This is a genomic window from Mesorhizobium sp. RCAM 06353 (assembly GCF_059683585.1).
The window spans coordinates 6,954,342-6,975,910 of the sequence record NZ_CM185031.1 but is presented as its reverse complement, the minus strand read 5'-3'; the positions used below and the strand labels follow the sequence as shown (position 1 = coordinate 6,975,910).

18 protein-coding genes and 4 pseudogenes are annotated in these 21,569 nt (G+C 58.9%); 12 read left to right on the top strand and 10 right to left on the bottom strand.

Annotated elements, in window-relative coordinates:
* The first annotated feature begins 999 nt into the window (after positions 1-999).
* Positions 1,000-1,251 carry a DUF1858 domain-containing protein gene (locus tag AC56QX_RS33740; RefSeq protein ID WP_497112865.1) on the top strand — a complete coding sequence of 84 codons (252 nt, stop codon included), beginning with the start codon at positions 1,000-1,002 and terminating at the stop codon, positions 1,249-1,251.
* Here the strand turns inward: AC56QX_RS33740 and AC56QX_RS33735 are convergent.
* Positions 1,202-1,918 (bottom strand): Crp/Fnr family transcriptional regulator, encoded by a 717-nt coding sequence (locus AC56QX_RS33735; protein WP_497112864.1) that lies wholly within the window; start codon positions 1,916-1,918, stop codon positions 1,202-1,204. The genes AC56QX_RS33740 and AC56QX_RS33735 overlap by 50 nt on opposite strands.
* A 132-nt stretch (positions 1,919-2,050) precedes the next feature.
* On the opposite strand from AC56QX_RS33735, the gene AC56QX_RS33730 reads away from it, so the two are divergent.
* The 4 genes from AC56QX_RS33730 (at position 2,051) to AC56QX_RS33715 (ending at position 5,277) form a co-directional block, all read left to right on the top strand.
* Positions 2,051-2,491 carry a pseudoazurin gene (locus AC56QX_RS33730; RefSeq protein WP_497112863.1) on the top strand — a complete coding sequence of 147 codons (441 nt, stop codon included), beginning with the start codon at positions 2,051-2,053 and terminating at the stop codon, positions 2,489-2,491.
* Between the two features lie 278 nt (positions 2,492-2,769).
* Positions 2,770-3,873: a copper-containing nitrite reductase gene (gene nirK, locus AC56QX_RS33725; RefSeq protein WP_497112862.1), complete on the top strand. Its 1,104-nt coding sequence runs from the start codon at positions 2,770-2,772 to the stop codon at positions 3,871-3,873.
* 55 nt (positions 3,874-3,928) lie between these two features.
* Positions 3,929-4,819, top strand: a complete 891-nt coding sequence (locus AC56QX_RS33720; protein ID WP_497112861.1) for an SUMF1/EgtB/PvdO family nonheme iron enzyme — start codon at positions 3,929-3,931, stop codon at positions 4,817-4,819.
* A gap of 23 nt (positions 4,820-4,842) precedes the next feature.
* Positions 4,843-5,277 carry a group III truncated hemoglobin gene (locus AC56QX_RS33715; RefSeq protein ID WP_497118037.1) on the top strand — a complete coding sequence of 145 codons (435 nt, stop codon included), beginning with the start codon at positions 4,843-4,845 and terminating at the stop codon, positions 5,275-5,277.
* A 161-nt stretch (positions 5,278-5,438) separates the two neighbouring features.
* On the opposite strand, the gene AC56QX_RS33710 is transcribed toward AC56QX_RS33715, so the two are convergent.
* The 5 genes and pseudogenes from AC56QX_RS33710 to AC56QX_RS33690 all read right to left on the bottom strand — a co-directional run bounded on the left by AC56QX_RS33710 (position 5,439) and on the right by AC56QX_RS33690 (position 7,993).
* On the bottom strand, positions 5,439-5,750 hold the full coding sequence (locus tag AC56QX_RS33710) for a cupredoxin domain-containing protein (RefSeq protein WP_497112860.1): 312 nt from the start codon (positions 5,748-5,750) through the stop codon (positions 5,439-5,441).
* Between the two features lie 11 nt (positions 5,751-5,761).
* Positions 5,762-6,286, bottom strand: a complete 525-nt coding sequence (locus AC56QX_RS33705) for a DUF4142 domain-containing protein (protein ID WP_497112859.1) — start codon at positions 6,284-6,286, stop codon at positions 5,762-5,764.
* Between the two features lie 114 nt (positions 6,287-6,400).
* Positions 6,401-7,030: an RNA polymerase sigma factor gene (locus AC56QX_RS33700; protein ID WP_497118036.1), complete on the bottom strand. Its 630-nt coding sequence runs from the start codon at positions 7,028-7,030 to the stop codon at positions 6,401-6,403.
* A gap of 150 nt (positions 7,031-7,180) precedes the next feature.
* Positions 7,181-7,383: pseudogene (locus AC56QX_RS33695) on the bottom strand (HPP family protein); the annotation flags it as partial.
* A 172-nt stretch (positions 7,384-7,555) separates the two neighbouring features.
* Positions 7,556-7,993 carry a MarR family winged helix-turn-helix transcriptional regulator gene (locus AC56QX_RS33690; protein ID WP_497112858.1) on the bottom strand — a complete coding sequence of 146 codons (438 nt, stop codon included), beginning with the start codon at positions 7,991-7,993 and terminating at the stop codon, positions 7,556-7,558.
* A 149-nt stretch (positions 7,994-8,142) separates the two neighbouring features.
* Between AC56QX_RS33690 and AC56QX_RS33685 the strand changes: the two genes are divergently transcribed.
* Entirely contained in the window at positions 8,143-9,936 is a 1,794-nt protein-coding gene (locus tag AC56QX_RS33685) for a chloride channel protein (protein ID WP_497112857.1), read from the top strand.
* A 95-nt stretch (positions 9,937-10,031) separates the two neighbouring features.
* On the opposite strand, the pseudogene AC56QX_RS33680 reads toward AC56QX_RS33685, so the two are convergent.
* Positions 10,032-11,187, bottom strand: a pseudogene (locus AC56QX_RS33680) (IS30 family transposase).
* Between the two features lie 700 nt (positions 11,188-11,887).
* On the opposite strand from AC56QX_RS33680, the gene AC56QX_RS33675 reads away from it, so the two are divergent.
* Positions 11,888-13,204 carry a tyrosine-type recombinase/integrase gene (locus AC56QX_RS33675; RefSeq protein ID WP_183447973.1) on the top strand — a complete coding sequence of 439 codons (1,317 nt, stop codon included), beginning with the start codon at positions 11,888-11,890 and terminating at the stop codon, positions 13,202-13,204.
* A gap of 612 nt (positions 13,205-13,816) precedes the next feature.
* On the opposite strand, the gene AC56QX_RS33670 is transcribed toward AC56QX_RS33675, so the two are convergent.
* The 3 genes and pseudogenes from AC56QX_RS33670 to AC56QX_RS33660 all read right to left on the bottom strand — a co-directional run bounded on the left by AC56QX_RS33670 (position 13,817) and on the right by AC56QX_RS33660 (position 18,255).
* Positions 13,817-16,834: an EAL domain-containing protein gene (locus AC56QX_RS33670; RefSeq protein ID WP_497112856.1), complete on the bottom strand. Its 3,018-nt coding sequence runs from the start codon at positions 16,832-16,834 to the stop codon at positions 13,817-13,819.
* A gap of 452 nt (positions 16,835-17,286) precedes the next feature.
* Complete coding sequence (locus AC56QX_RS33665) at positions 17,287-17,775, bottom strand: hypothetical protein (RefSeq protein WP_497112855.1); 489 nt, start codon at positions 17,773-17,775, stop codon at positions 17,287-17,289.
* Positions 17,776-17,992: 217 nt separating this feature from the next.
* Positions 17,993-18,255: pseudogene (locus tag AC56QX_RS33660) on the bottom strand (DUF1236 domain-containing protein).
* Positions 18,256-18,472: 217 nt separating this feature from the next.
* On the opposite strand from AC56QX_RS33660, the gene AC56QX_RS33655 reads away from it, so the two are divergent.
* The 5 genes and pseudogenes from AC56QX_RS33655 (at position 18,473) to AC56QX_RS33635 (ending at position 20,407) form a co-directional block, all read left to right on the top strand.
* Complete coding sequence (locus tag AC56QX_RS33655; RefSeq protein WP_497112854.1) at positions 18,473-18,727, top strand: hypothetical protein; 255 nt, start codon at positions 18,473-18,475, stop codon at positions 18,725-18,727.
* Positions 18,728-18,776: 49 nt separating this feature from the next.
* Positions 18,777-19,085 (top strand): DUF1236 domain-containing protein, encoded by a 309-nt coding sequence (locus AC56QX_RS33650; protein WP_497112853.1) that lies wholly within the window; start codon positions 18,777-18,779, stop codon positions 19,083-19,085.
* Between the two features lie 185 nt (positions 19,086-19,270).
* Positions 19,271-19,615, top strand: coding sequence for a low affinity iron permease family protein (locus tag AC56QX_RS33645; RefSeq protein ID WP_497118034.1), 345 nt, complete (start codon positions 19,271-19,273; stop codon positions 19,613-19,615).
* A gap of 37 nt (positions 19,616-19,652) precedes the next feature.
* Positions 19,653-19,852 (top strand): annotated as a pseudogene (locus AC56QX_RS33640) (hypothetical protein).
* Between the two features lie 30 nt (positions 19,853-19,882).
* Positions 19,883-20,407: a hypothetical protein gene (locus AC56QX_RS33635; protein WP_497112852.1), complete on the top strand. Its 525-nt coding sequence runs from the start codon at positions 19,883-19,885 to the stop codon at positions 20,405-20,407.
* The last annotated feature ends 1,162 nt before the right edge of the window (positions 20,408-21,569 follow it).

Here is a 21,569-nt window from a genome sequence, read left to right as displayed (position 1 = left end):
ATGAGCTACGCCGGAAGGCTGCCCAGCGCTCCTGCCCAGGTTCAGTCCAGGTGTCTGACCAGAGTCGATTGAGTTCGGGCTTGCGATGTCACAGTGGGGACCGCGCCCGAGATCCAAGAACTTGTCGCCAGGAACTTTTCCTGCGCCTGTGGTCGATACTCTTGCATACGGCAACTGCGTATCCCCCGTGTCGCATCCATGTCGCATGGACCAGCCGACAGTATTCGGAAGCCCTTGGAAATCAACGGTAGTGGTTTGCAACATGGTGCGACATGAAGACGGCAACAAAGGCGCGCTCAACGTTGCATAAGTTACTGATTTTGTTGAATGAAATTTGGTATTGGGAGAGGGATACCGGCAATACCGTGCGGCCACTGAATTCGTTTGCTAACCCGATTGACCGCGCAAAGGCGGATGTTCGCAGGGATATCCACGAACCCCATTGTCCTCCGTGGCGTCCAGTTGGGTTGGGGTTCCTGGAAGCTTTTCGAACTTTCTGCGTCGCGCGTCAGCCCGAATTGCGGTTGCTTATGGACAAAGTGGGACACTAGATTCGGTTTTTGGATAGCTTTGAAGGCAGCGACTTCTGGCACATACGCCAGATAGCGCGTCGGCACGAACTTCCAAGCGTGCTACCTTTTTGAACGACAGCTTTGCGCCGGTTGAACCCACCGCCTGATGCCGGACGTTCAGTATCCCGTTGCCTCTGCCTGAAAGCGGACTGTCAGCGACAACACAGTTCGGTTCGAGGTTGCGCAAGGAGCGGGCACTCGGTTCTCATCGGTCGACTGCTGCCCTACGGTCGATCTCCGCGTCAAGGCTCGGCGATAGAGACGCGCTAGATCTATCGATATCGCCGCAACCAGGCGGAGCTTGGCTTTCCTGCAAACGTCCATTTTTGCTAGGCGCAAAATAGCCGTTCTCCTTGTGCAATCACAAAGACAGACCAAACGCCTCTGCTACGGTCTCAAGGTGGAGAGAGCCACGAAGGAAAAGCCCTTGCAGATCGATCCGAACATGTCCGTGGACGACGTCATGAGAAAATGGCCGGCAAGCATTGCCGTGCTGATCCGGCACGGGATGCACTGCGTGGGCTGCCACATCGCCCCCTTTCATTCGATCGCCGAGGCCTGCCGGGATCATCGAATTGACGAAGGCGATTTCCTGAAAGGTCTTGAACGCGCCGTTGCCGGCGGGCCGGTCAGCCGTCCCGATGCTCCGCCAGCATCACCAGGCGATGCGCGTCGGTGATGGTGACACGCTGGCGGCCGCTGACGATGATCCCGCGTTCCTCCCAGGCGCTCAGCAGCCGGCTCACGGTATGCAAGGTCGTCCCCGTCATCTCGGCGATATCCTGGCGAGAGATCGGGAAATCGATTTCGATGCCGGCATCGGTCTTGCGCCCCGTCTGCTTCACCAGCCGCAGCAGCGCACTGGCCACGCGTTGCTCGACCTGCTCGGTGGCCAGTTCCATGACGCGCGCCTGCGTGTCCTGAAGCCTTGTGCCGACCGTCTTGAATGTCCCCGCTGCAAGAACCGGAAAACGGGACGACAGGTCCGGCCATACGGCATTCGGCCAGACCAGAACCACGCAGTCGACCGCGGCGATCGCGGTTGCCGGATAGGTCAGCCGGCCGAGTGCGGCGGCAACGCCGAATATTTCCCCTTCACTGATGTAGCGGGCGATCACCTGGCGCCCGTCGGGCGTGGTCCGCACGACGCGAATGTGCCCCGCCAGGAGCACGTAGAACGAATGCGCCTCGGCCTCCTGCTCGAAAATCGCAGTTTCCTTGGCAAACCGCACGGACCGTGCATCCCCCAGAATGCTGTCCAGGTCCTCAGGCCCCAGGCCCTCGAACAGCGAAAGCCTCGCGATGATCGACCGGTCAAGCGGCAACCCCAAACCCTCGCTGCCCACGGCTCCAGATGACGCCGGCGGCCAGTCTATATTTCGTGCGCCGGTTTGCGCCAGCGCAAATCGCCTGTCCGCGCCGTCGTCTAGAAGGCTGCAACGGTTTGAGCCGTGATGCACCCCAGAAAGGACTTCCTCTTGAAATTTCACCTGATCGTCGCAGCCGCGGCCCTGCTCGCTCTCGCAGGCGTCGCAAACGCCGAAGAGCACTTCGTACAGATGCTGACCAAGGGTGAGAAGGGATCCATAGTCTTCCAGCCCGATTTCATCAAGGCGGCTCCCGGCGACACGATCAAGTTTGTGCCGGGCGACAAGACCCACAATGTCGAAACCATCAAGGGAATGCTCCCTGACGGCGCGCAGGAAATCAAAGGTAAGATGGGCGAAACCACAATCGTCACCATGACGCAGGAAGGCGTCTACGGCGTGAAATGCAATCCGCACTACGGGATGGGCATGGTGGCGCTGATCGTCGTCGGCAAGCTCGTGAACCTCGACGCAGCCCAGGCCGTCAAGCAGGTCGGCAAGGCCAAGACCGTGTTCCCCACGCTGTTTGCCCAGGTGACGAAGACGAACTAATCCCGACCCCACCTGAACTGGAAGGTTTTGTGGGAGTGGCGGTGGCTTAGGCGCCGCCACTCCCGCGCGGCGTTTCATCCCGCATCGCGACGCGCGCGCTGCGGGATTGCCATGCTCGCCAATCGCACGGAGCTCCAGGTCTCTCAAGCAGGTGTCGTCCGATTCTCCAGACGAACCCAATCAACGCAAATTGAGTTCCAAATTTGCGCCAGCGCAAAGAAGTCCTCGACGAAAGGCTTATTCTCAACGCATCGGATGGTTCAAAAAAGGAGCGGGAAATGCTTACGAGACGTGAAGCGCTGTTGGGATCTGTTCTTGCGACGGCTGCCGTCGCGACGGTCGGCCTGATGCCGGCAATGGCCAGCGCCAAGGAAGTCGCTGGGCTGCGGCGTGAAAAGGTGACGTTGGTCGCGCCGCCATTCGTCCATACCCACGACCAGGTGGCCAAGAGCGGTCCCAAGGTCGTCGAATTCACGATGACCATCGAAGAGAAGCCGATGGTGATCGACGCCGACGGCACCCAGCTCAACGCGATGACCTACAATGGCTCCATTCCGGGACCGCTGATGGTCGTGCATGAGGGTGACTATGTCGAGCTCACGCTGATCAACCCCGACACCAACACGCTTGCCCACAACATCGACTTCCATGCCGCCACCGGCGGGCTTGGCGGCGGTGCGCTGACCCTGATCAATCCGGGCGAGCAGACCACGCTTCGCTTCAAGGCGACGCGCTCGGGGACGTTCGTCTACCACTGCGCTCCCGGCGGTCCGATGATCCCGTGGCACGTCGTGTCGGGCATGAATGGAGCGATCATGGTGCTGCCGCGCGACGGGCTCAAGGACGACAAGGGCAAGCCGGTCCGCTATGACCACATTTACTATATCGGCGAGAGCGACTTCTACATTCCCCGCGACGAGCAGGGCAAATTCAAGAAGTATGATTCGGCCGGCGACAATTACGACGATACGGTGAAGGTCATGCGTGGGCTGATCCCGACCCATGTCGTGTTCAATGGCAAGGCGGGATCGCTCACCGGCGAGAAGGCCATGACGGCCAAGGTCGGTGAGACTGTCCTGATCGTCCATTCGCAAGCCAATCGCGACACGCGGCCTCACCTGATCGGCGGACATGGTGACTATGTGTGGGAACAGGGCAAGTTCGCGAACCCGCCCGCAAAGGATTTGGAGACCTGGTTCATTCGCGGCGGCTCGGCCGGCTCCGCTCTCTACACATTCCTGCAGCCGGGCGTCTACGCCTACGTCAACCACAATCTGATCGAGGCGGTGGAACTTGGCGCGACCGCGCATTTCGCGGTCGACGGAAGCTGGAACGACGACCTGATGACACAGGTCGAAGCTCCAAGGGCGATTACGTCCTAGTCGCCCGGCTCCGGCTTAATGGTCGACGCGGCCCCGCAATCTTGCGGGGCCGCGCATGCGCGGGAAGACTGCCATGCCCTTTAATCCCATCGTAGCTCTCGGAGGCCTGGCGGCGGCCACGCTGCTCACGCTAGGCGCGACAGGCACGGTCGACTGGCTTTCGGTGCCTGACCAGGAAACCCTTGCGCGGTCCGAACTCGTGACCCTCTCGCCGGGATCTTTCGCCCATCCGCTCCCCGGCGAATTCCTCAGACAGAACCATCCCGTCAGTGCCCCCGTGGTCCGGGCAACAGTGCAAGCACCCATCGAGATCATGAGATACCAGGTAAGTGCTTCGGAGTACGGGCGTTGCGTGACGGCCGGCGCCTGCAAACCGGCCGATGGCCGCCGCAGCGGTAATGTTCCGGTTACCGGAGTGAGCCATATCGACGCCGAGGCCTATGCAGTCTGGCTCTCGACCGAGACCGGATTTGCATGGCGCCTGCCGACGGACGTCGAATGGGCCTATGCCGCAGGCGAACGCTTTCGAGGCGACATCGAGGCTGGCGAGGGCGACCCGAACAACCCGGCGCAGCGCTGGCTCGTCCAATATCGCACCGAGGCTTCACTTGGACGGGAACCAGACCCGCAGCCGAGGATCAGGGGTGGATTTGGACCCAATTCCAAAGGGGTGGCAGACATTGCCGGCAATGTCTGGGAGTGGACCTCGACCTGCTACGTCCACGCGACGGAAGCCGCCGACGGCACGAGCATTGCGAGTTCGATCGACAATTGCGGCGTCCATGCCGTGGAAGGTTTTCACCGCACGTACATGTCGAACTTCATCCGGGACGGGAAAAGTGGCGGTTGCGCTGTCGGCACGCCGCCCGACAATCTGGGATTCCGCCTTATCCGTGACCGGCCCAACGTCCTGCAGACCGCGCTTCGGTGGTTAAGGTTTTCCTGATTCCAGCAACAAGAGCATGTGCAATGACAATGAAATCATCCGTGGCCGCGCATGCGCGCCCGGTCGCGGAACAACCTCTAAATCAGACCGGCGTTGATCGGGCATCGATCGGCCAGCTCGTCCGCCAATTTTATGCCCGGCTCCGCAAGGACGAGCGTCTTGGACCGATCTTCGCGCGCGAGATCACCGGCGACTGGGAGCCGCATCTCGAGAAGATGACCGATTTCTGGTGCTCGGTCATTCTCAAAACGGGTGACTATCACGGACGTCCGGTGCCGGCGCACCTGAAACTCAAGGACGTGACAGAGGCTGACTTCGATATCTGGCTGGCCATGTTCGGCCAGACCGCGACCGAACACTTTGCCCAGGAAATCGCGGCCGTGTTCGTCGATCGGGCCGAACGGATTGCGACGAGCCTGAAGCTGGCGATGTTCTTCCGCCTTGCGGATCAGCGCTAGTTCGCGGCTTAGCCGATGCCTCCAGTGTTGACCGCTCTCGACCAACGAGCATGGCCGTCAGACGTTAAGGCATGAGGCTGGCAAAGCGGCGCTGATCTCTAAGCAACCAATGAAGCAGGCCTTGCCGATCCGTCACGGCATCGCCTGCTCATTCTGGTCAATCAGGGCGCCACCACCAAACGCCCCTTCATGTTGGGGTGGAAGCGACAAAAATAGTCGACCGCTCCGGCGGTCTTCAATGTCAGGCTTGCGGACTTCTTCGGCGGGATCATCACCTCCCAACCACCCTTGACGGTGGCTGTGTGGGCGAACATGTCCTTGTTCACCCACTCGATCGTATCGCCAACCTTCGCCTCGGCCGTCGTTGGCGAGAACACCAACTTGTCGATGGTGACATGGATGGTTTCTGCCTTCACCGGCGCAACAATGACTATCAGCGCCAGTGCAATCCAAAGATGACGTTTCGGCACCATCAGCGCCGGCCTCATTTCAGCATACTGGCGACGTGTTCGGCATGCTGTTCATGACCCTGGAATATCTTCAGGCCGGTCTCCAGCAGGCTCTTCAGTTCGGCATTGCTGGCTGACGGGATGAGCAGCGTTTCGAGAGCGCCGTCGACCTGCTTGTGATAGGCTACCTCGTTTTCGACATAAGCCTTGTCGAAGGCCGCGCCCTTGAGCTTGGCAAGCTTGGCCCGCTCCTCCGTCGCGGCTTTGGTCAGCGCCTTGCTGGTGGCGTTGTCTTCCGGCGTCACCTTGAGTTTCTTGACCAGGTCGAGCGCCTGCACATTCACCGCCTCATGGTCGCGCACCATGTCCTTAGCAAAAGCGAGCACCTCTTTGTTCTTCGACTTCTTGAGCGCTTGCTTGGCCGCCTCGACATCGATCACGCCGGCTGTGTAGGCAATGTGGGCGATCTGCGGGTCGGTTGGTTTGTCGGCGGCTTGCGCGAGCGGGGCAGTCCCAAGCAGCAGCAAGGCGGCCAGGGCAGCGGTGTGACGAATAAGCATGACATCTCCTTCGCCCGCATGCGCAAATCGCATCGGGCATCGTTCTTAGTTGACGGTCATTAGATGCTGAGTAGTGGCAAACGTTCCCGCCAAATCAGCTGAATCTAACGAGGGTCAGCCTTCCAGGCCGAGCCGCTGCATTACGGCGCTGGTCAGCCTTTCACAGCGTCGGCCGGCGAAGGGGAACGCATCGAGCAGCACCGGCCCGATCTGGTCGTCCAGCGCCTTGCGCACCAATGCCCGTGCGCGGTGCAGTCTTGTCTTGACGGTTTCTGGTCGCACACTGAGAAGATCGGCGGTTTCTTCGATGCTCAACCCCTCGATCAAGCGCGCCATGAACACCGTCCGGTAGACATCGGGAAGGCTGTCGGTTGCCCGTTCCACCAGTTGCAGGATCTGCCGTTGCGCCATCGTCCGCTCCGGATCGTCGCTGGGGTTGAGAGGGAACCGGATGATCTGGGCTTGCGGATTTTCCGGCATCGCCACCGTTCGCCGCCCTTTGCGCAAGCGGCCGAGCGCCTCATTGATGACGATGCGCGACAACCAAGTGGCCAGCGAAGAGTCGCCGCGAAAGGTTTCGAGGCTGGCGAAGGCCCTGACGTAGGCCTCCTGGACGACGTCCTCCGCCTCACTGTCATTGCGCACCACGCCACGCGCGATCCGATAGAGCCTCTGGTTGTGTGTCTTGATGATGGCGCGGAAGGCATCGCCGTCGCGCGCTAGCGCCCGGTGCACAAGTTGCATATCGCCGGAAGCGACAGAAGGCGCGGCCGTCAACACGGCAGGCGTAGCCAGTTTCCTCAACTCAATCTCCTCACCGGAACCTTGCGTGAGAGATTGGACGATATTGTCGGCAAAAGGTTCCCGAACATTTTTCGCAAGGCCCGGAGACGGCTATCGTACCGCTTGCGCCGAAGACTTGTCAGCAGCCTGCAGACGAGCGATTGCCGCCAGTAGATCGGTCTTGGTAATTAGCTCGAGAATTCGCCTGTCGTCGTAGACGACGGCGTGACTGTGGCCATCGGTCAGTACGGGCAGTGGCCTATGGCCGCCGAACCAGCCGAGGCCGTTGCGGCGGGCGAAAGCACCGAACCAACCGCACCCCAGTCGGCGCCCCTTCTCTCGCGAGCGGAGTTTTTCGGAGCGGCTCCATGAGATCGGCCGCGAGCGGTGGTAACCGCAGGGTAGACGCCGCTGCACTCAGTGAGATGATCGTCACCTAAGAACCCGAGCGTGCCTTCGACTGCACAATCGGGATGTGGTGCCGATTTAGCCACCATCGCGAACCAGCAGACGCCTCAGGATCGGTTCTATGCGCGAAAGCTCGTCGAGATGCGCCGCCGACAGTTCGGCCAGGCAATCGTCTGCACGCTCGGTCAGCCGCAGCAGCACGCGGCGATGGTCGTCCTTGTCCTGATCCCGCACGACCAGTCCCGCCTCGCCGAGCCGGTTGACCAGTTCGACGGCGCTGTGGTGGCGGATGCGCAGGCGCTCGGCCAGGTCGCCGATCGTCACCGGTCCGCCGCCTGGGAAACCCTTGATCGCCAGCAGCGCCTGGTGCTGGCGCGGCGTCAGCCCGGCGTCTTCCGCCTGGATCTGGCTGAATTCGAGGAAGCGGCGGATCAGATAGCGGAACTCGGACAGCCGCTGGTAGTCGGCCTGTTTGATGGCGGGGCGTGATTTTTTTGGCTGCGTCATTCCAGACATTTGTTCCATTCCGGCAAAAGGCTCAAACGGTTTTGATGCAAAACCAGCTTGAATTTATATCGTGTTACGATACATAGCGACCCGTCAAAGCCGCCGGCGTCTTCGCCGTGCCGCAAATCCGAGATCCGGCCGCCGCCAGAAAGCCAGCCATGAAGCCCCACCATTCCGAAAACGGCCATCTCAGGGATTTCACCACCGACGCGCGTGTGCTGACCATCGCCACCATAGCGGTGGTGGTGGCAACGGCGGCGCTGTTCGCGGGCATTGCGCTGTTGAAACTGATCCGGCTTGCCACCAACATCGCCTATTTCGGCCAGTTCTCGCTCGCCGATCTGAAAATGCAGGATACGCCGCTGGGCTACGCCGCGGTGCTGGTGCCGGTGATCGGCGCAGTGATCATCGGCCTGATGGCTCGATACGGCAGCGAGAAGATCCGTGGCCACGGCATTCCCGAAGCGATCGAGGCGATCCTGCTCGGACGCTCCCGGCTCGGTGCCAAGGTCGCGATCCTGAAGCCGCTGTCGTCGGCGATCTCGATCGGCTCCGGCGGTCCCTTTGGCGCCGAGGGGCCGATCATCATGACCGGCGGCGCCATCGGTTCGTTGATCGCGCAGATGCTGCCGGTCAGCGACAACGAACGCAAGACACTGCTGGTGGCAGGGGCCGCGGCCGGCATGACCACCGTGTTCGGTACGCCGATCGCGGCCATCATGCTGGCGGTGGAACTGCTGCTGTTCGAGTGGACGCCGCGCAGCTTCATCCCCGTGGCGGTTGCGGCCGTTATCGCCGAGGTCGAGCGCACCGTGCTGCATCTGCCAGGGCCGATCTTTCCGTTCCAGGGCGGCATGACGGTCTCGTTCGTCGGGCTTGGCGGCTGGGTTCTGGTCGGTATCTGCGCCGGCCTGCTGTCGGGACTGCTTACCCAGATGGTCTATGCCTGCGAGGACGCCTTCCAGAAACTGCCCATCCACTGGATGTGGTGGCCGATGATCGGCGGTCTGGTGGTCGGCATTGGTGGTTTGATCGAACCGCAGGCGTTGGGCGTCGGCTATGACAACATCGCCGACATGCTGGACGGACGCACGGTCGCGGCCGCCGCACTGATGCTGTTGGTGGTCAAGGCTATCATCTGGTCGGTGGCGCTCGGTTCAGGAACATCAGGCGGCGTGTTGGCGCCGCTGCTGATCATGGGTGGCGCAATGGGCGCCGTGCTCGGCGGATTCCTGCCGACGGCGGATCCCGGTTTCTGGGCGCTGCTGGCGATGTCAGCGACCATGGGCGGCACGATGCGGGCGCCGCTGACGGCGACGTTCTTTGCCGTGGAACTGACCGGCAACACGCATGTCCTTGTTCCCTTGATCGCAGCTTGCGCGACCGCGCATGCGGTGACCGTCCTTTTGATGAAGCGCTCGATCCTGACCGAAAAGGTTGCAAGGCGAGGGCACCATCTGGTGCGGGAATATCGCGTCGATCCGTTCGCGCTGACCAGGGTGGGCGAGGTGATGACGTCGCAAGTCGAGAGCGTGCCGGCGACGATGACGCTGCATGGCGCGGCGGCCTTCCTGACCGCGCCGGAAACCCGGCATCCAAGTTTTCCGGTGGTGGATGAGAACAGACAGGTGCTCGGCCTCATCGATCCGCCGGCGATCCTGCGCTGGCGCCGTGCTGGCAGGCACCGTACCACGACGCTGGGCGAGTTGCTGGCCGGCAGCAAGGTGACGCTCGCTTTTCCTGACGAATATCTCGAAGGCCTTTCGGACAAGCTGCTGATAGCCAATGTCTCGCACCTGCCGGTTGTTACCCGCGAAGGCCTGCAATTGGTTGGCTATGTCGGCTGGAAGGATCTGATGCGCGTGCGGTCGAGGAAACAGGCCGAGGAACGCGACCGCTCGACCTTGCTTGGCTTCGGTGCCAGACGCAAAATTCAGAGTCTTACCAAATAGAATGACCCTACGATGCAGACCCGATGGGTCGAAAGAATGGCAGCTATCTGCGGAGCTCGCCCCGATAGCGGACGGACTGGTTACGGCCGGTGGGTTCAACCGGTCATCGCAACACCTTCTGTAGCCTATCGGCCGGCGTTTCGAAGTCCAGGGTTTTTCGGGGTCGCTGATCGAGCCGCAGGGCGACGGCGTTGAGTTGGGCCTGCGAGACATGGGAGAGGTTGGTTTCTCTCGGGAAGTACTGCCTGAGCAGACCATTGGTATTCTCGTTGCTGCCGCGCTGCCAGGGACTTCGCGGATCGCAGAAGTAGACCTGTAGATCGGTTGCAACGGTGAAGCTCTTGTGCCGAGCCATCTCCTTGCCCTGGTCCCACGTTAGCGAGCGCCGCAACTCTTCGGGCAATGTGCCGATCGTCTGGGCAAGGGCCGCCACGACGGTGGCCGAGTCCCTCCTCGCCACCTTTACAAGCATCGTGAACCGGCTGTGTCGCTCGACGAGGGTGGCGATGTGCGTGTCGTTCGCCCCGGTGAGCAGATCACCCTCCCAATGGCCTGGGATGGCGCGATCCTCAGCCTCGGCGGGGCGCTCGCGGATGGAGATCATATCGAGTATTTGTCCTTGCCCCGTCCGGCTCTGTGCGCCTTTGGCGAGCCGCATCTGTCGTTTGGTACGCAGGTGCGCTGTTAGTTCCTTCTTGAGCACCCCTCGCGACTGGATGAATAGACTGCGATAGATCGCTTCATGAGATATCCGCATGCTTGGATCGCCTGGGTACTCTCGCCTCAGCCAGCCCGCTATCTGCTCCGGGGACCATTGCAGCGCTAGCTTTTGCGCCACCCGCCATCGTAGCCGCCCAGAGCATGCCAGGCGACACTGCTTCGGGCGCAGCGCTCGCTCCCAAGCATACTTGTCGGCCCGGGTTGCACGATACGCTTGTGCACCGCCATTGCGCGAGATCTCGCGACATATTGTCGATGGGGATCGCCCGAGACTTCGTGCAATGGCGCGGATCGCAAGACCCGCCGCGATGCCGCGAGAGATCTCTTCGCGCTCCGCCAGCCCGAGCGCCAAGGCCGCTCTACGCCTAGCTGACGGAGCAATGCCGCGCGTAAGGATACGATCCGCTGAACGCCGGTCTTGTTCCGGCGGTCAAGTGCCCGCGAGATCGACGAAATGCTCTGACCTCGCTTCCATCGCTCCCAAAGCTCGACCTTCTGCGCTGACGTAAACCAGATCCGTGACGTCACCATGCAACACCTCTTCATCCTCTCAGATTAAAGCGTGTTGCGACGACCGGTTGAACCCACCGCCCCATTGCGGTCATTCTGGAACATGGCTCCGAAGGGTCGCGGATGTTCACAAGGAGATGTTCGGTTAGCTAAAATCGACTTCATGGCGTCACGGGACCATACGGAAAGATGCCGGAAGATTTCTGATTTTGGCCCACGAAAAACTCAACAAAATCAACGATTTTGATACGCCCTCCAGGTCCACCAAAACGACCGCTTAAGTGGCTGATTTTTATGAAATTTTCGGAAGGGGGCACGATGTGGACTCGAACCCCCTATGTCTCACTTACGACTCATCGGTCGCAGGTCAGGCAACCGACCCAAATCTGATCGTTTGTTGAGGTCGTGTGCGGCGCGTTGACGAACGTGTGCGATTGCAGGTTTTGCGAACACTAGAAATCCGAACACAGGTTCCAAAAAAAGCGCCTTCGCATCTCATTTTGCCGGCAAGGCGATCGGCACCGCCGCGCCGCGCGGCAGGAATTTGTCAGACGGCCTTTCCTGTCCTTTCCCAATGCCGGTCGTTATACGATTTGTATCGTGCTAACATGCTCAAGCTGTTGTAGTTTTCGCACTGCGCGGCTATGGTAGCGTAGACAAACCAACAGATCGAGTCTGATCTAACAGAGCGCAATTGTCGTACTAATCCCGTACTAATCTCATGACAGACCTTCGACTCCCCCTTACAGACCGAGCCATCGCAAGCCTTGATCTGGCATCCTCAGGGCAGTATTTTGCTCGCGACACCGATCTGCCGGGTTTCATGGTGCTCGTGGGCAAACGGAAAAAGACGTTCGTTGTCCAAGGTGATCGAATGAAGGCGGGGAAGCGTCTTTCCGTCCGAATGAAGGTTGCCGAGGTTGGAGAACTCACAACGCGCGCGGCGCGGGCGAAGGCTAAGGACATTCTCGGCAAGATCGCCAACGGCGTTGACCCTCGCGCGTCGACGCGCAAGCGGGACGGAGATGCTGAAGCGGTTGATCTGCCGTCTATCACGAACCCCACGCTGCGCACTGCCTGGGAGCGCTATCGCGACGGGCATATGAAGAACAAAGGCCGAAGCGATGGGACGATCAACAACTATCGCGATCACATTGAGCGGCTATTGGTCGATTGGCTCGACGAGCCGGTTTCCAAGCTGGGTAACGATCCGTCCCTCGTGACTGTGCGACACGAGAAACTCTCAAAGGAGAACGGTGCCTATATCGCCAATGGCTGCATGCGAACGCTGCGCGCCGTCTACAACCATGCTCGCAAGGTCGCCCGCACACTCCCTGCCGACAACCCGGTTTCAGCCATAGACTGGAATGCCGAACATCGGCGCAATACCGCGCTCGGGCTTTCGGATCTCGAGGACTGGTTCACTCAACTCGCAGCATTGAAGAACCCAGTTCGTCGGGAGCTCCATCTGTTCATGCTGCTGTCAGGCCATCGCCCTGAAGCGATCAGGAAGGCGCGGGTCGAGCATGTCGACTTTCGCGCGCGTGTCTTGCACATACCCAAGCCGAAGGGGGGCGAGGTCAAGGCATTCGATATCCCGCTTTCCCGAGCCATGATCCGCTGTCTGGTTCGTGTCATGCGCATCGGTAGGGCTCTCTATAGCGAGCAATCGCGTGAATGGCTCTTCCCGGCCGAAAGCAAAAGCGGTCACATTATCGAGCACAAGGAAAAGCGTTGCGATCTGTCGAAATGGGGCAATGATTTGCGGCAGACTTTCCGCACAATCGCCCAAACTGCGGGCGTTGCGGAGCTGGACGTTCACCTTCTGATGAACCACTCCATCCCGGGCGTTAATGCAGGCTACATCACACGCAACAAGCTGCTGAGCGACCACCTGCGCCAGCAGCAGGAAGCCATTTCACGGCGGATGATGGAGGCCGGTCGGTCGCGCCAGAAGGCCGCGAAACCCCTCGGTTGCGCTTGGCCTGCACTTCCAAGCAGGCGCGTGTTTTCTGATCTGGTGAGCGCGAAGGAATAGCGGCTTCAAACATGTTTGAGGTCGAGTCGGGAGGGCGTTTCAATCAGAATAGCCTCAATGTGGTGGCCACGATCGCACGGTTTGCAGTAGCGCTCACGCGCGGACACCCGCTGATATTCGCGCCGATGCTTGCTCGACGTGGGCGCCGGGGGCGGGCCTTCACCATCGGTCCGACAGGGAGACCGTCATCATGTGTGAGGGGGGCGTCGGGCGTCATGGAGCAGTTGCTCCAGCCTAACAATCGTGTCCCGAACAATGTCGTGCGCGCGACTGCTTTCGCCAAGGCGCATAGCGGTCTCGCACTCACGTAGCTGAGTCACCGCTCTGTCAATCTCTCGCTTCAGATCATCTTTTTTTCGCTCATCATCGATCATAATCTTACCGGGGCCCGTCGGCAACTTTTGGCGACTCCTTGGCGATCGTGTCCCGCAACGGGGTCGGCGGCGCGGTGTCTTTCCTTGCGGCCTTTGGGCGGGCTTTCTTAGCCGCCTTCATAAGCTGCTTTGGAGACATGTCGGTGTCACGACCTCATAAGGGTGCCGACAATCTCATCGCGTGCTCAGGCGACATTGCGGGTGCACTTGCTTCATTGCAGCGCAGGTTCAGGACTGACTAGGAGTTGCCGGGCACGTTGAGCAATTTCTCTATATCCCGTGCGGAGACCGGTTTGCTGAAATGATAGCCCTGCATTTCATCGCAATTGTTTTTGAGCAGGAAGGCGATTTGATCGTCGGTTTCTACGCCTTCGGCGATAACCCTCATGTTCAACTTTTGACCCAACGAAATCACGGCGCTGGCAACAGCTTGATCGTTTTCGTCTTCGGCGACGTCGTTGATGAACGATTTATCGATCTTCAGCCGGGCAACCGGAAATCTCTTGAGTGCGCTGAGGCTGGAGTAGCCCGTTCCGAAATCGTCGATCGATATCTGAACGCCGAGATGTTGCAGTTCGTTCATCGTCGCGACCGCCAGGTCGATGTCTTGCATGATGAGGCTCTCGGTCAACTCCAGCTCAAGATAGCTTGCCTCCAGGCCGCTCTCCGTAAGTGCATTGACGACACGTCCGACCAGGTTCTTTTCCTTGAACTGCCGTGCCGACACATTGACGCAAACGGTCATCGGCGGCAGACCCGCATCCTGCCAGGCCTTGTTTTGTCGACAGGCTTCGTGCAGGACCCAGTCGCCGATCGGCACGATCAGACCTGTCTCCTCGGCCGTCGGGATGAACGTCATCGGTGCTACCATGCCTAATGTCGGATGGTTCCAGCGTATTAGCGCTTCTACCGCAAAGACGCGCCCCGAGCGAAGATCGACTTGCGGCTGATAAAGCAAGACGAATTCCGAGCGGGCCACGGCGTTTCGCAATTCCTCCTGAAGCACGAATTTTTCATGCGCCCTGGTGTTGAATTCGGGAGCGTAGAACTGAAAATTGTCGCGGCCGAATTCTTTCGCTCGATACATGGCCGCATCGGCATTGGCCAGGAGCCTATCCGGGCTCGTCCCATCCTTGGGATAGTTTGCAATGCCGATGCTGGCCGTCGTCCTCAGGTGATGCTCTCCGATATGAACCGGCGCTGCAATCGCTGCCCGGATCATTTGCAAGGTCTCCGAAATGAGATCGACATTCGTAGGCTGGTCGAACAGAACGATGACAAATTCATCGCCGCCAAGCCGCACCACGGTATCGGTCGCCCTTACGCATTCGACCATGCGGCCGGCGACAGCCTTCAGCAGTTCGTCTCCGGCATTATGGCCCAGCGTGTCATTAACGAGTTTGAAATTGTCCAGATCGATGAACACCACTGTCACCCAGCGATCGTATCGCTGCGCGTACAGGATCGCTTGAGATAGCCGGTCCTCCAGCAAGGCGCGATTGGGAAGTCCGGTAAGCACATCATGATTGGCCATGAAGTGGATCTGATCTTCAGCCAATTTGCGCTCGATCGCGATTCCGGCGATGCGGGTCGTGAAATCAATCAATCGGGTCTCTGCTTCGGCCGGTTCACGCACCGTCATCGAATACATCGCAAAGACACCCAACACGGCACCTTGATGCGACAGGATCGGGGTCGACCAGCACGAACGATAGCCGTAGGGCGCCACAAGCTCGCGGTAATCTTCCCATAGGGGATCCTGCAGGATGTCGGCGACAATGACCGGCTCCCGCCGATCAACGGCGGTCCCACAGGACCCTACCTTGGGACCGATGGCGATCCCGTCGATGAGAACGGTATAGTCTTTCGCCAGGCTCGGCGCGGCGCCGTGCCGCAAGTGGATGCCGTCTTTGTCGAGCAGCAAGACGGAACCGAATATCCCGCTCAACTGGGATTCCACGAGGCGCATGAGACTATCGAGCACATCTTCAAGCGGAGCGCTCATCGCGATCATTTCCAGGATTTCCGCCTGTCCGTTGCGAAGGACGTCGGCCTGTTTGCGGGCGGTGATGTCGTGAGCAATGCCAACCAGACCGAAGATGGCATTTGCGGTATTGCGCAACGGCACTTTCGTCGACGAGAGCCATTTGCCGGCGCCCGACGCATCGACAATAAACTCCTCCTCGTCGATCATCGGTTGTCCGCTGTTGAGAACCTTTTGCTCGATGAGGCGGAATTTTTGGGCCAGTTCCGGAGCATGGAGATCAAAATCGGTCAAGCCGATCATGTCGCTGGTCTTATCCCGGCCACTGTCGGCTGCAAGGGCGCTGTTCACCACGACGAAACGGCTTTGCGTATCCTTGACCCAGAGATAGTCGGGCACCCAGTCTATCAACGTTTGCAGCGAGATGCGCTCGTCGACGATCTGGCGTTTGGTGGCAAGTTCGGTGATGTCCTCGTGCGTTGAGACCCAACCGCCGTCGGACATAGGTTGGTGACAAACCTGAATTGTCCGCCCATCTGCTAGGCTGGCCGTCCATGTTCTCGACGCGGTGCCCGAATTGACCGTCCGGGCCAATGCCAGATAGTCGTCGGCTGACATAGCAGATGTTCCGGCGGCGACGCGTCGTTCCACAATCTCACCGAGCGTCAGACCCGGCCCCATTTGCCCGGGCGCAATGCGATAGATCTCCGCATAACGTCGGTTGGACAATATCAGCCGTTCATCGGCGTCAAAAAAGCAGATGCCTTGCGAGATGTTGTCGATCAGCGTGGTTAATCGAAGCGCCTGGCCTTCGAGTTCGGCGATCCTAGCTCCAAACTCATGCTCAAGAGTTTGGTAGGAAGCAGTCGCCAGTTTTGCCAGTGCGGCTAGACTGGGCGAATCCGGCGCTTCGGCGGCTTTCGCGGATGATTTCGTGACCAAACAGAGCTCCTCCGGTTTGGTGCTTGGAGCAAAGCAAAGAGGAAGTTGTGAACTGAAGTTGCGAAGGCTACTCTCAAATGTACTAATCGCAGATGAATCGGCCTCAATGATTGAGGCCACTAGAGCCATATGCCTGCAAATAAACGCCATGCTCCTGAAAAGTAAGCTCTCGCCGCCCGGCGATGCGACTGGGCGACGGCCGGTCGGGCTTAGTGCCTCATCGGGACTAGGGTCGCCGCCAAAGCTGATGCGCGGCCCAGCATCTTGGCCGAAATTGACGGTGCCAATGCGGAGCCTCAGCGTATTGCCGATTACAAATACGGCCGCCATTCGTTGGCCTCAACTGGCTAGCGAGGCAACTGCCCTACAAGATACAAGGGATCGGTTTCTCTACTTTCTAGTGCGCAATGGAGGTCGCGTTAGACGCGGCCTCGATCCCGAGAATTTTGCCACTTGTCGACGAGGTCGATTGTCGCCGTAGACGCTGCGTTCCAACGCACTGATATAGATGCCATTTGGCTTCCACGCGGTCAGCCAGCTCTTCTTGCGAACGTCCAGCCGCCTGCCGATGCCGCCTCAGATTGAGCCCTGTGGCGCTGATCGAGTGAAGCAACTTAGGTTTGTCCTGGAACCTATGCCTATACTGTAGGTTGGTATGGCGAGTAAAGGCAAAAACAAATGAGCGAACTCAATCGGGTGCAATCAGAAATCATCACCACGGACCTACTATTCGCAAGGATCATGCACGATTATGATTATAAGTCCTTGCGGGATAGAGCCCATCATACGTCGTGGTCAGGTCCGTCTTCGGACGCCATCCCCTCCGTACTCTTGGCGAGGTGCTTTGGCGCGCTGGACCAAGCTAACTGTGACTTCACCAGAATCTTATCACGATCGCGCCGAGACCCTCGATAGCTATTCTCGGCAAGATCGCCAACGGTGTTGACATCGCGCTGCTCTCCCGTAGATCGGAGTTGAAACCAATCACCGCCGGCGGCGCCAATCAAGGTTCGGGAACGTACAAACCCGGCTTCGACGAATGGACCAACTTCCTGAAAGCTCAGCAATATTTTCCAAATGCCCGCATGCGCAGGATCGCGATGAAAATGTGCTTCGTTATTCAATGCTCTTAGTGCCAGCCGACGCGTCTGTATTCCGGCGTCCGAAATGACGCCAAGAACCGTGAGCGATTTGATGTCGGATAATGGCTTAGGGGTCGTCGTGCTGGCCATCGAGAAAGAACGAAGCTGCAATGAGGTCATCGCCGTCAATTCGACCGCTCCTGTCGCCCGTGATGGATGCGACTCTTTGGAAGGTGCTCATCTCAGTCTCTGTTATGCGGGCGTCGCCCATTCTGGCTTTGAGACTAGCCAATCGGCTATCGAGGGCTGGCGAAGTCTCGACGTCATTCATCATTTTAATCGTCCTGGTTCGCTATGTGAATCCGCAGCCCGCCGCCAGTCATGGCGGCGGGCGACAGCTATTTGATCAGTCGTAGACCTTGATGATTTTCCGGGTGCCAGGGTCGACCAGAACGGTGCGGTTGTCGACCACGACATAGCGATATTTGACGTTGGGAACCTCGTGAAGTCAACTGTGTCAGGCAAAGCCGTGCCGACATTCAGTTCCACACCCGGAAGCTTCAGGGAGGCCAGCGGCTGCTTCTTCACGTATTCGCGGACGACCGTCTCCTGTTCCGGTGTGATGATCACGTCCTGTGCTGCGACAGCGCCAGCGCCTGCCAACAGCATAAGCGCTGCACCAGCGCCGACAGCACCAGGCCAACTCGCCAGGAACCCGAACTGGAATGCCGAACTGGAATGCAGGCAGATTGTCCCTACCTTGGGACTTCGGTCCGAAGTCTATCAGACCAATGTCCTACCCTCTCTCAGACCCAAGCCCCCTCAGTGGAACGCTAACCCGTGGCGACCGTTGTTCAATGTAAGCAATAAAATAGGAGAGGAATTCATGGCTGACGGCCCAACTGTTGTTAATTCTGGTGGGGGCGGCGGCAGTGCGATTGCTGTCGTTATTGGACTTATCGCAATCGTAGTCTTGCTGATATTTGCCGGCGTCATCAATATCCATGGTGGCGGCGGTCAGGACATCAACGTCAAGGTTGAGGCGCCAAAGGCGGAAGCGCCAAAGGTTGAAGCGCCTAAGGTGGAAGCTCCAGCCGAACCGGCGAAGCCTGCTGCCCCAGCCCCGGCCAGTGGCGGTTGATCACTCGCATCCAAAGCTCTCAAACCGATTGTTGTGAAGGAAGACTATCATGACCAAATATTTCGTCAGCGCCGCCGGCGCCCTCGTTCTCATGGCCGGGATCGGCACTTCGTTTGCTGAGGACGTGATTGTTCTCAAGCCCGAACAGCAGACCGTCGTTCGCGAATACATTCACAAGCAGAAGCTAGCGTCGGTAAGCTTGCTCGGTGTCGAACTCAACGTCGGTACGGCGCTTCCCGATACCGTTGAGCTCCACACGATCGACGTTCCGGACGTCCGGTACAAGTACACCGTTGTCGGAGACCATGCAGTTCTCGTCGACCCAGAGACCCGCAAGGTCGTGCAGATCATCGAATAATCGGAATGCCCGCCGCTCCAAACAGGAGCGGTGGGTGTTGTTTGGGCGACTGCAGAGAACTTAAGAGGAGGATGTCCAATGCTTCGTAACAAGGAGACTTGGTTCCTGGAGGCGAGCTGGCTCGCGGCAGTGCCTATTTCCGTCGCCATCACGGCACTGGTCGTCCTCTTGACTTCAGCCTGGATATGAACCGCTACCTGTTTTTAGCGGGGGACTTCCTATCTCGCCCTCCGGGTTTTTATGTCCTGCTTATCGCCATGTTGCTTTGCACAGCGCTGGTCCCTTTCGGCCTGACAAATGTAGTCACTTACGCATTGTCGGTTGCGGCCATCGTGATCACTGGCGTGGTGCTGATCCAAGGCTATCGCGACACAGCTGCCATTCACGCTAAACTTGACGAAATCATCGTCTCCCTGGATGAAACCAGAAATGACGTCGTCGGATTAGAGCATGCCGAGCCGGAGAAGATTCGGGAAAAGCTTCATACGCTCGAAGAAGAGGCACTCGCACGGCAAGTAGGATCTACGTGACGCTTGGTTGCAGGTTCCACGAGGAGGACGCGTAGCCATGCCGATCAGACGAAAAGCTGTGGACGCGGGGATTTTTGATCCTGCCGAATTGGCCTTGCTGGGCCGAGTTTTCGAACAGCTGAAACTCGCAGACCAATCAGCTGATGCGCAGGCTCCCGGATCATCGCCAACTATATGGCCGGCGTGGTTGATGAAGCGGAGCTGATTACGCTTTCAAGGCTACCGCTCGGCCGCTAAAGGCGCGCATCCCGATCTGGCCCTATTGTCTTGGGAATATCATTTGTTGCTGATGGAACGGAATCGCAGGGCTACCCTTTTCCCGTCATGGTACGTTTTCTGCTGAGCCTCGTTCCGGCCCTATTTTGCAGCGCGCTTCTTCAGGCCCAGGCGTGGCAGCAGTTCGGTGTCAGGCAGTTCGGTTTTACATTTGATGTTCCGCCGGGTTTTATCCTAACGCAGCGTTCGGACCAAGGCGCGGCTTTTCAAGGCGAAAACGATGCCTTCCTTGCCGTGTGGGGTGCCAGACTCGGGAACGCCAGTTTTCCCGCTGAGATCGAGCACCGCATTATTGAGGACGAAAAGGTCGGTTGGAAGCTGACCTATCGGCGCGTCACCCCGAGGTGGGCGAGTTACTCGGGCATTAAGGATAGCCAGATTCGATATGTCCGCGCTATAGCGATCTGCAACGACCGTGCCGCACTCTTCACCATAAATTACAGCAGATCGGAAAAAGTCCCGTATGACCCAGTTGTTGTTCGGATGGTGCGATCCCTGAAAGCGGATGGTTGCTAGGTCTTGGGCTTTGAGCAGAACCAAGCCTGCGAAGGTTTGGACGTTCTCTGATCGACGCAGTCATACGGATGGACCGATCAGCCGAATAAAAGGCGCCTTTTCCCGGTGATGGTCTCGATCGATTTCAACAGGGCTCATGGACCTTACGAAGCGCGCGGTAGTGCACCGAACCCGATATGCCGGCAGGGCGTCAAATCACGCCGAGTTCGTTTCGTTGTCGCTGGGATCTAGACAGATTACCCAACGATGAAATCCAGACAGTTTTATCGATCTTGTCAACTTGTAGATAACTATGCTTCGTGTTGCACCGGACTTCCGCCCGAAGCCCGATAGGACTAAGTACCATTGAAATAAACGCAATGGTCCTACACCTGTGACTAGGCGGAACGGCTTAGGCTTTAGTTGGTTGTTTCTCCAAATTCGGAGAAAACAGATGGATAAAAGCATTGGTCAAGCGCGTTGGTTGCTCGCGCCAATTTTCGCGACAGCCGTCACCTTTCTGGTGATGGGTATGGTGCTTGGCTGACATGTCATGAATTGGCGCAGCCACGTCCCTTCCTGCGCTGATAGGACCCGCCAGCCACGGCGGTGGCGGCGTGTCCTCGATAGAGCTGCGCTGGAGCTTCATTCGGCAAGCCCTGCGCCTTGTTCCGCAAACGGTAACTTGGGAGGCATTAATGGATAGGCGATCCTTCTTGACAGCAATGTTTGGCGTGGCCGGGGCAGCAGCTCTCGCAGTTACTCTTCGGCCAATCGAAACCATGGCTGGTGTTCCAGGCGCTGGAAGCGGTGTCCTCGATGAACTTGACGCCCCACAAACCGAGGCCATCGACGAAGATCCCCAGGCAGAAGTGCAGCAAGTGTACCATCGGCACTGGCACCATCGCCGCTATCACCGCCGGCGGGGTTGGAGACGGGTTTGTAGGAGATACTGGCGACATGGTCGCCGCCGCGTCCGGTGCTATCGCAGACGCGGCCCTTCAGTCGTCCTGCGATTTTAGCTTGTGACTGTTGCTCCTTGGCCCGTTCCGGCTCAACGCCGAGAACGGGCCACGAGGTCTCCTCGATGCGATAAAGAACCGCGATGGCTGGGGATGGGCCTAGCCGCCTTGATGCACAGCGATGAGTTTTCGGCGGCCTGAAGCGACGATTTGGTCGCGAT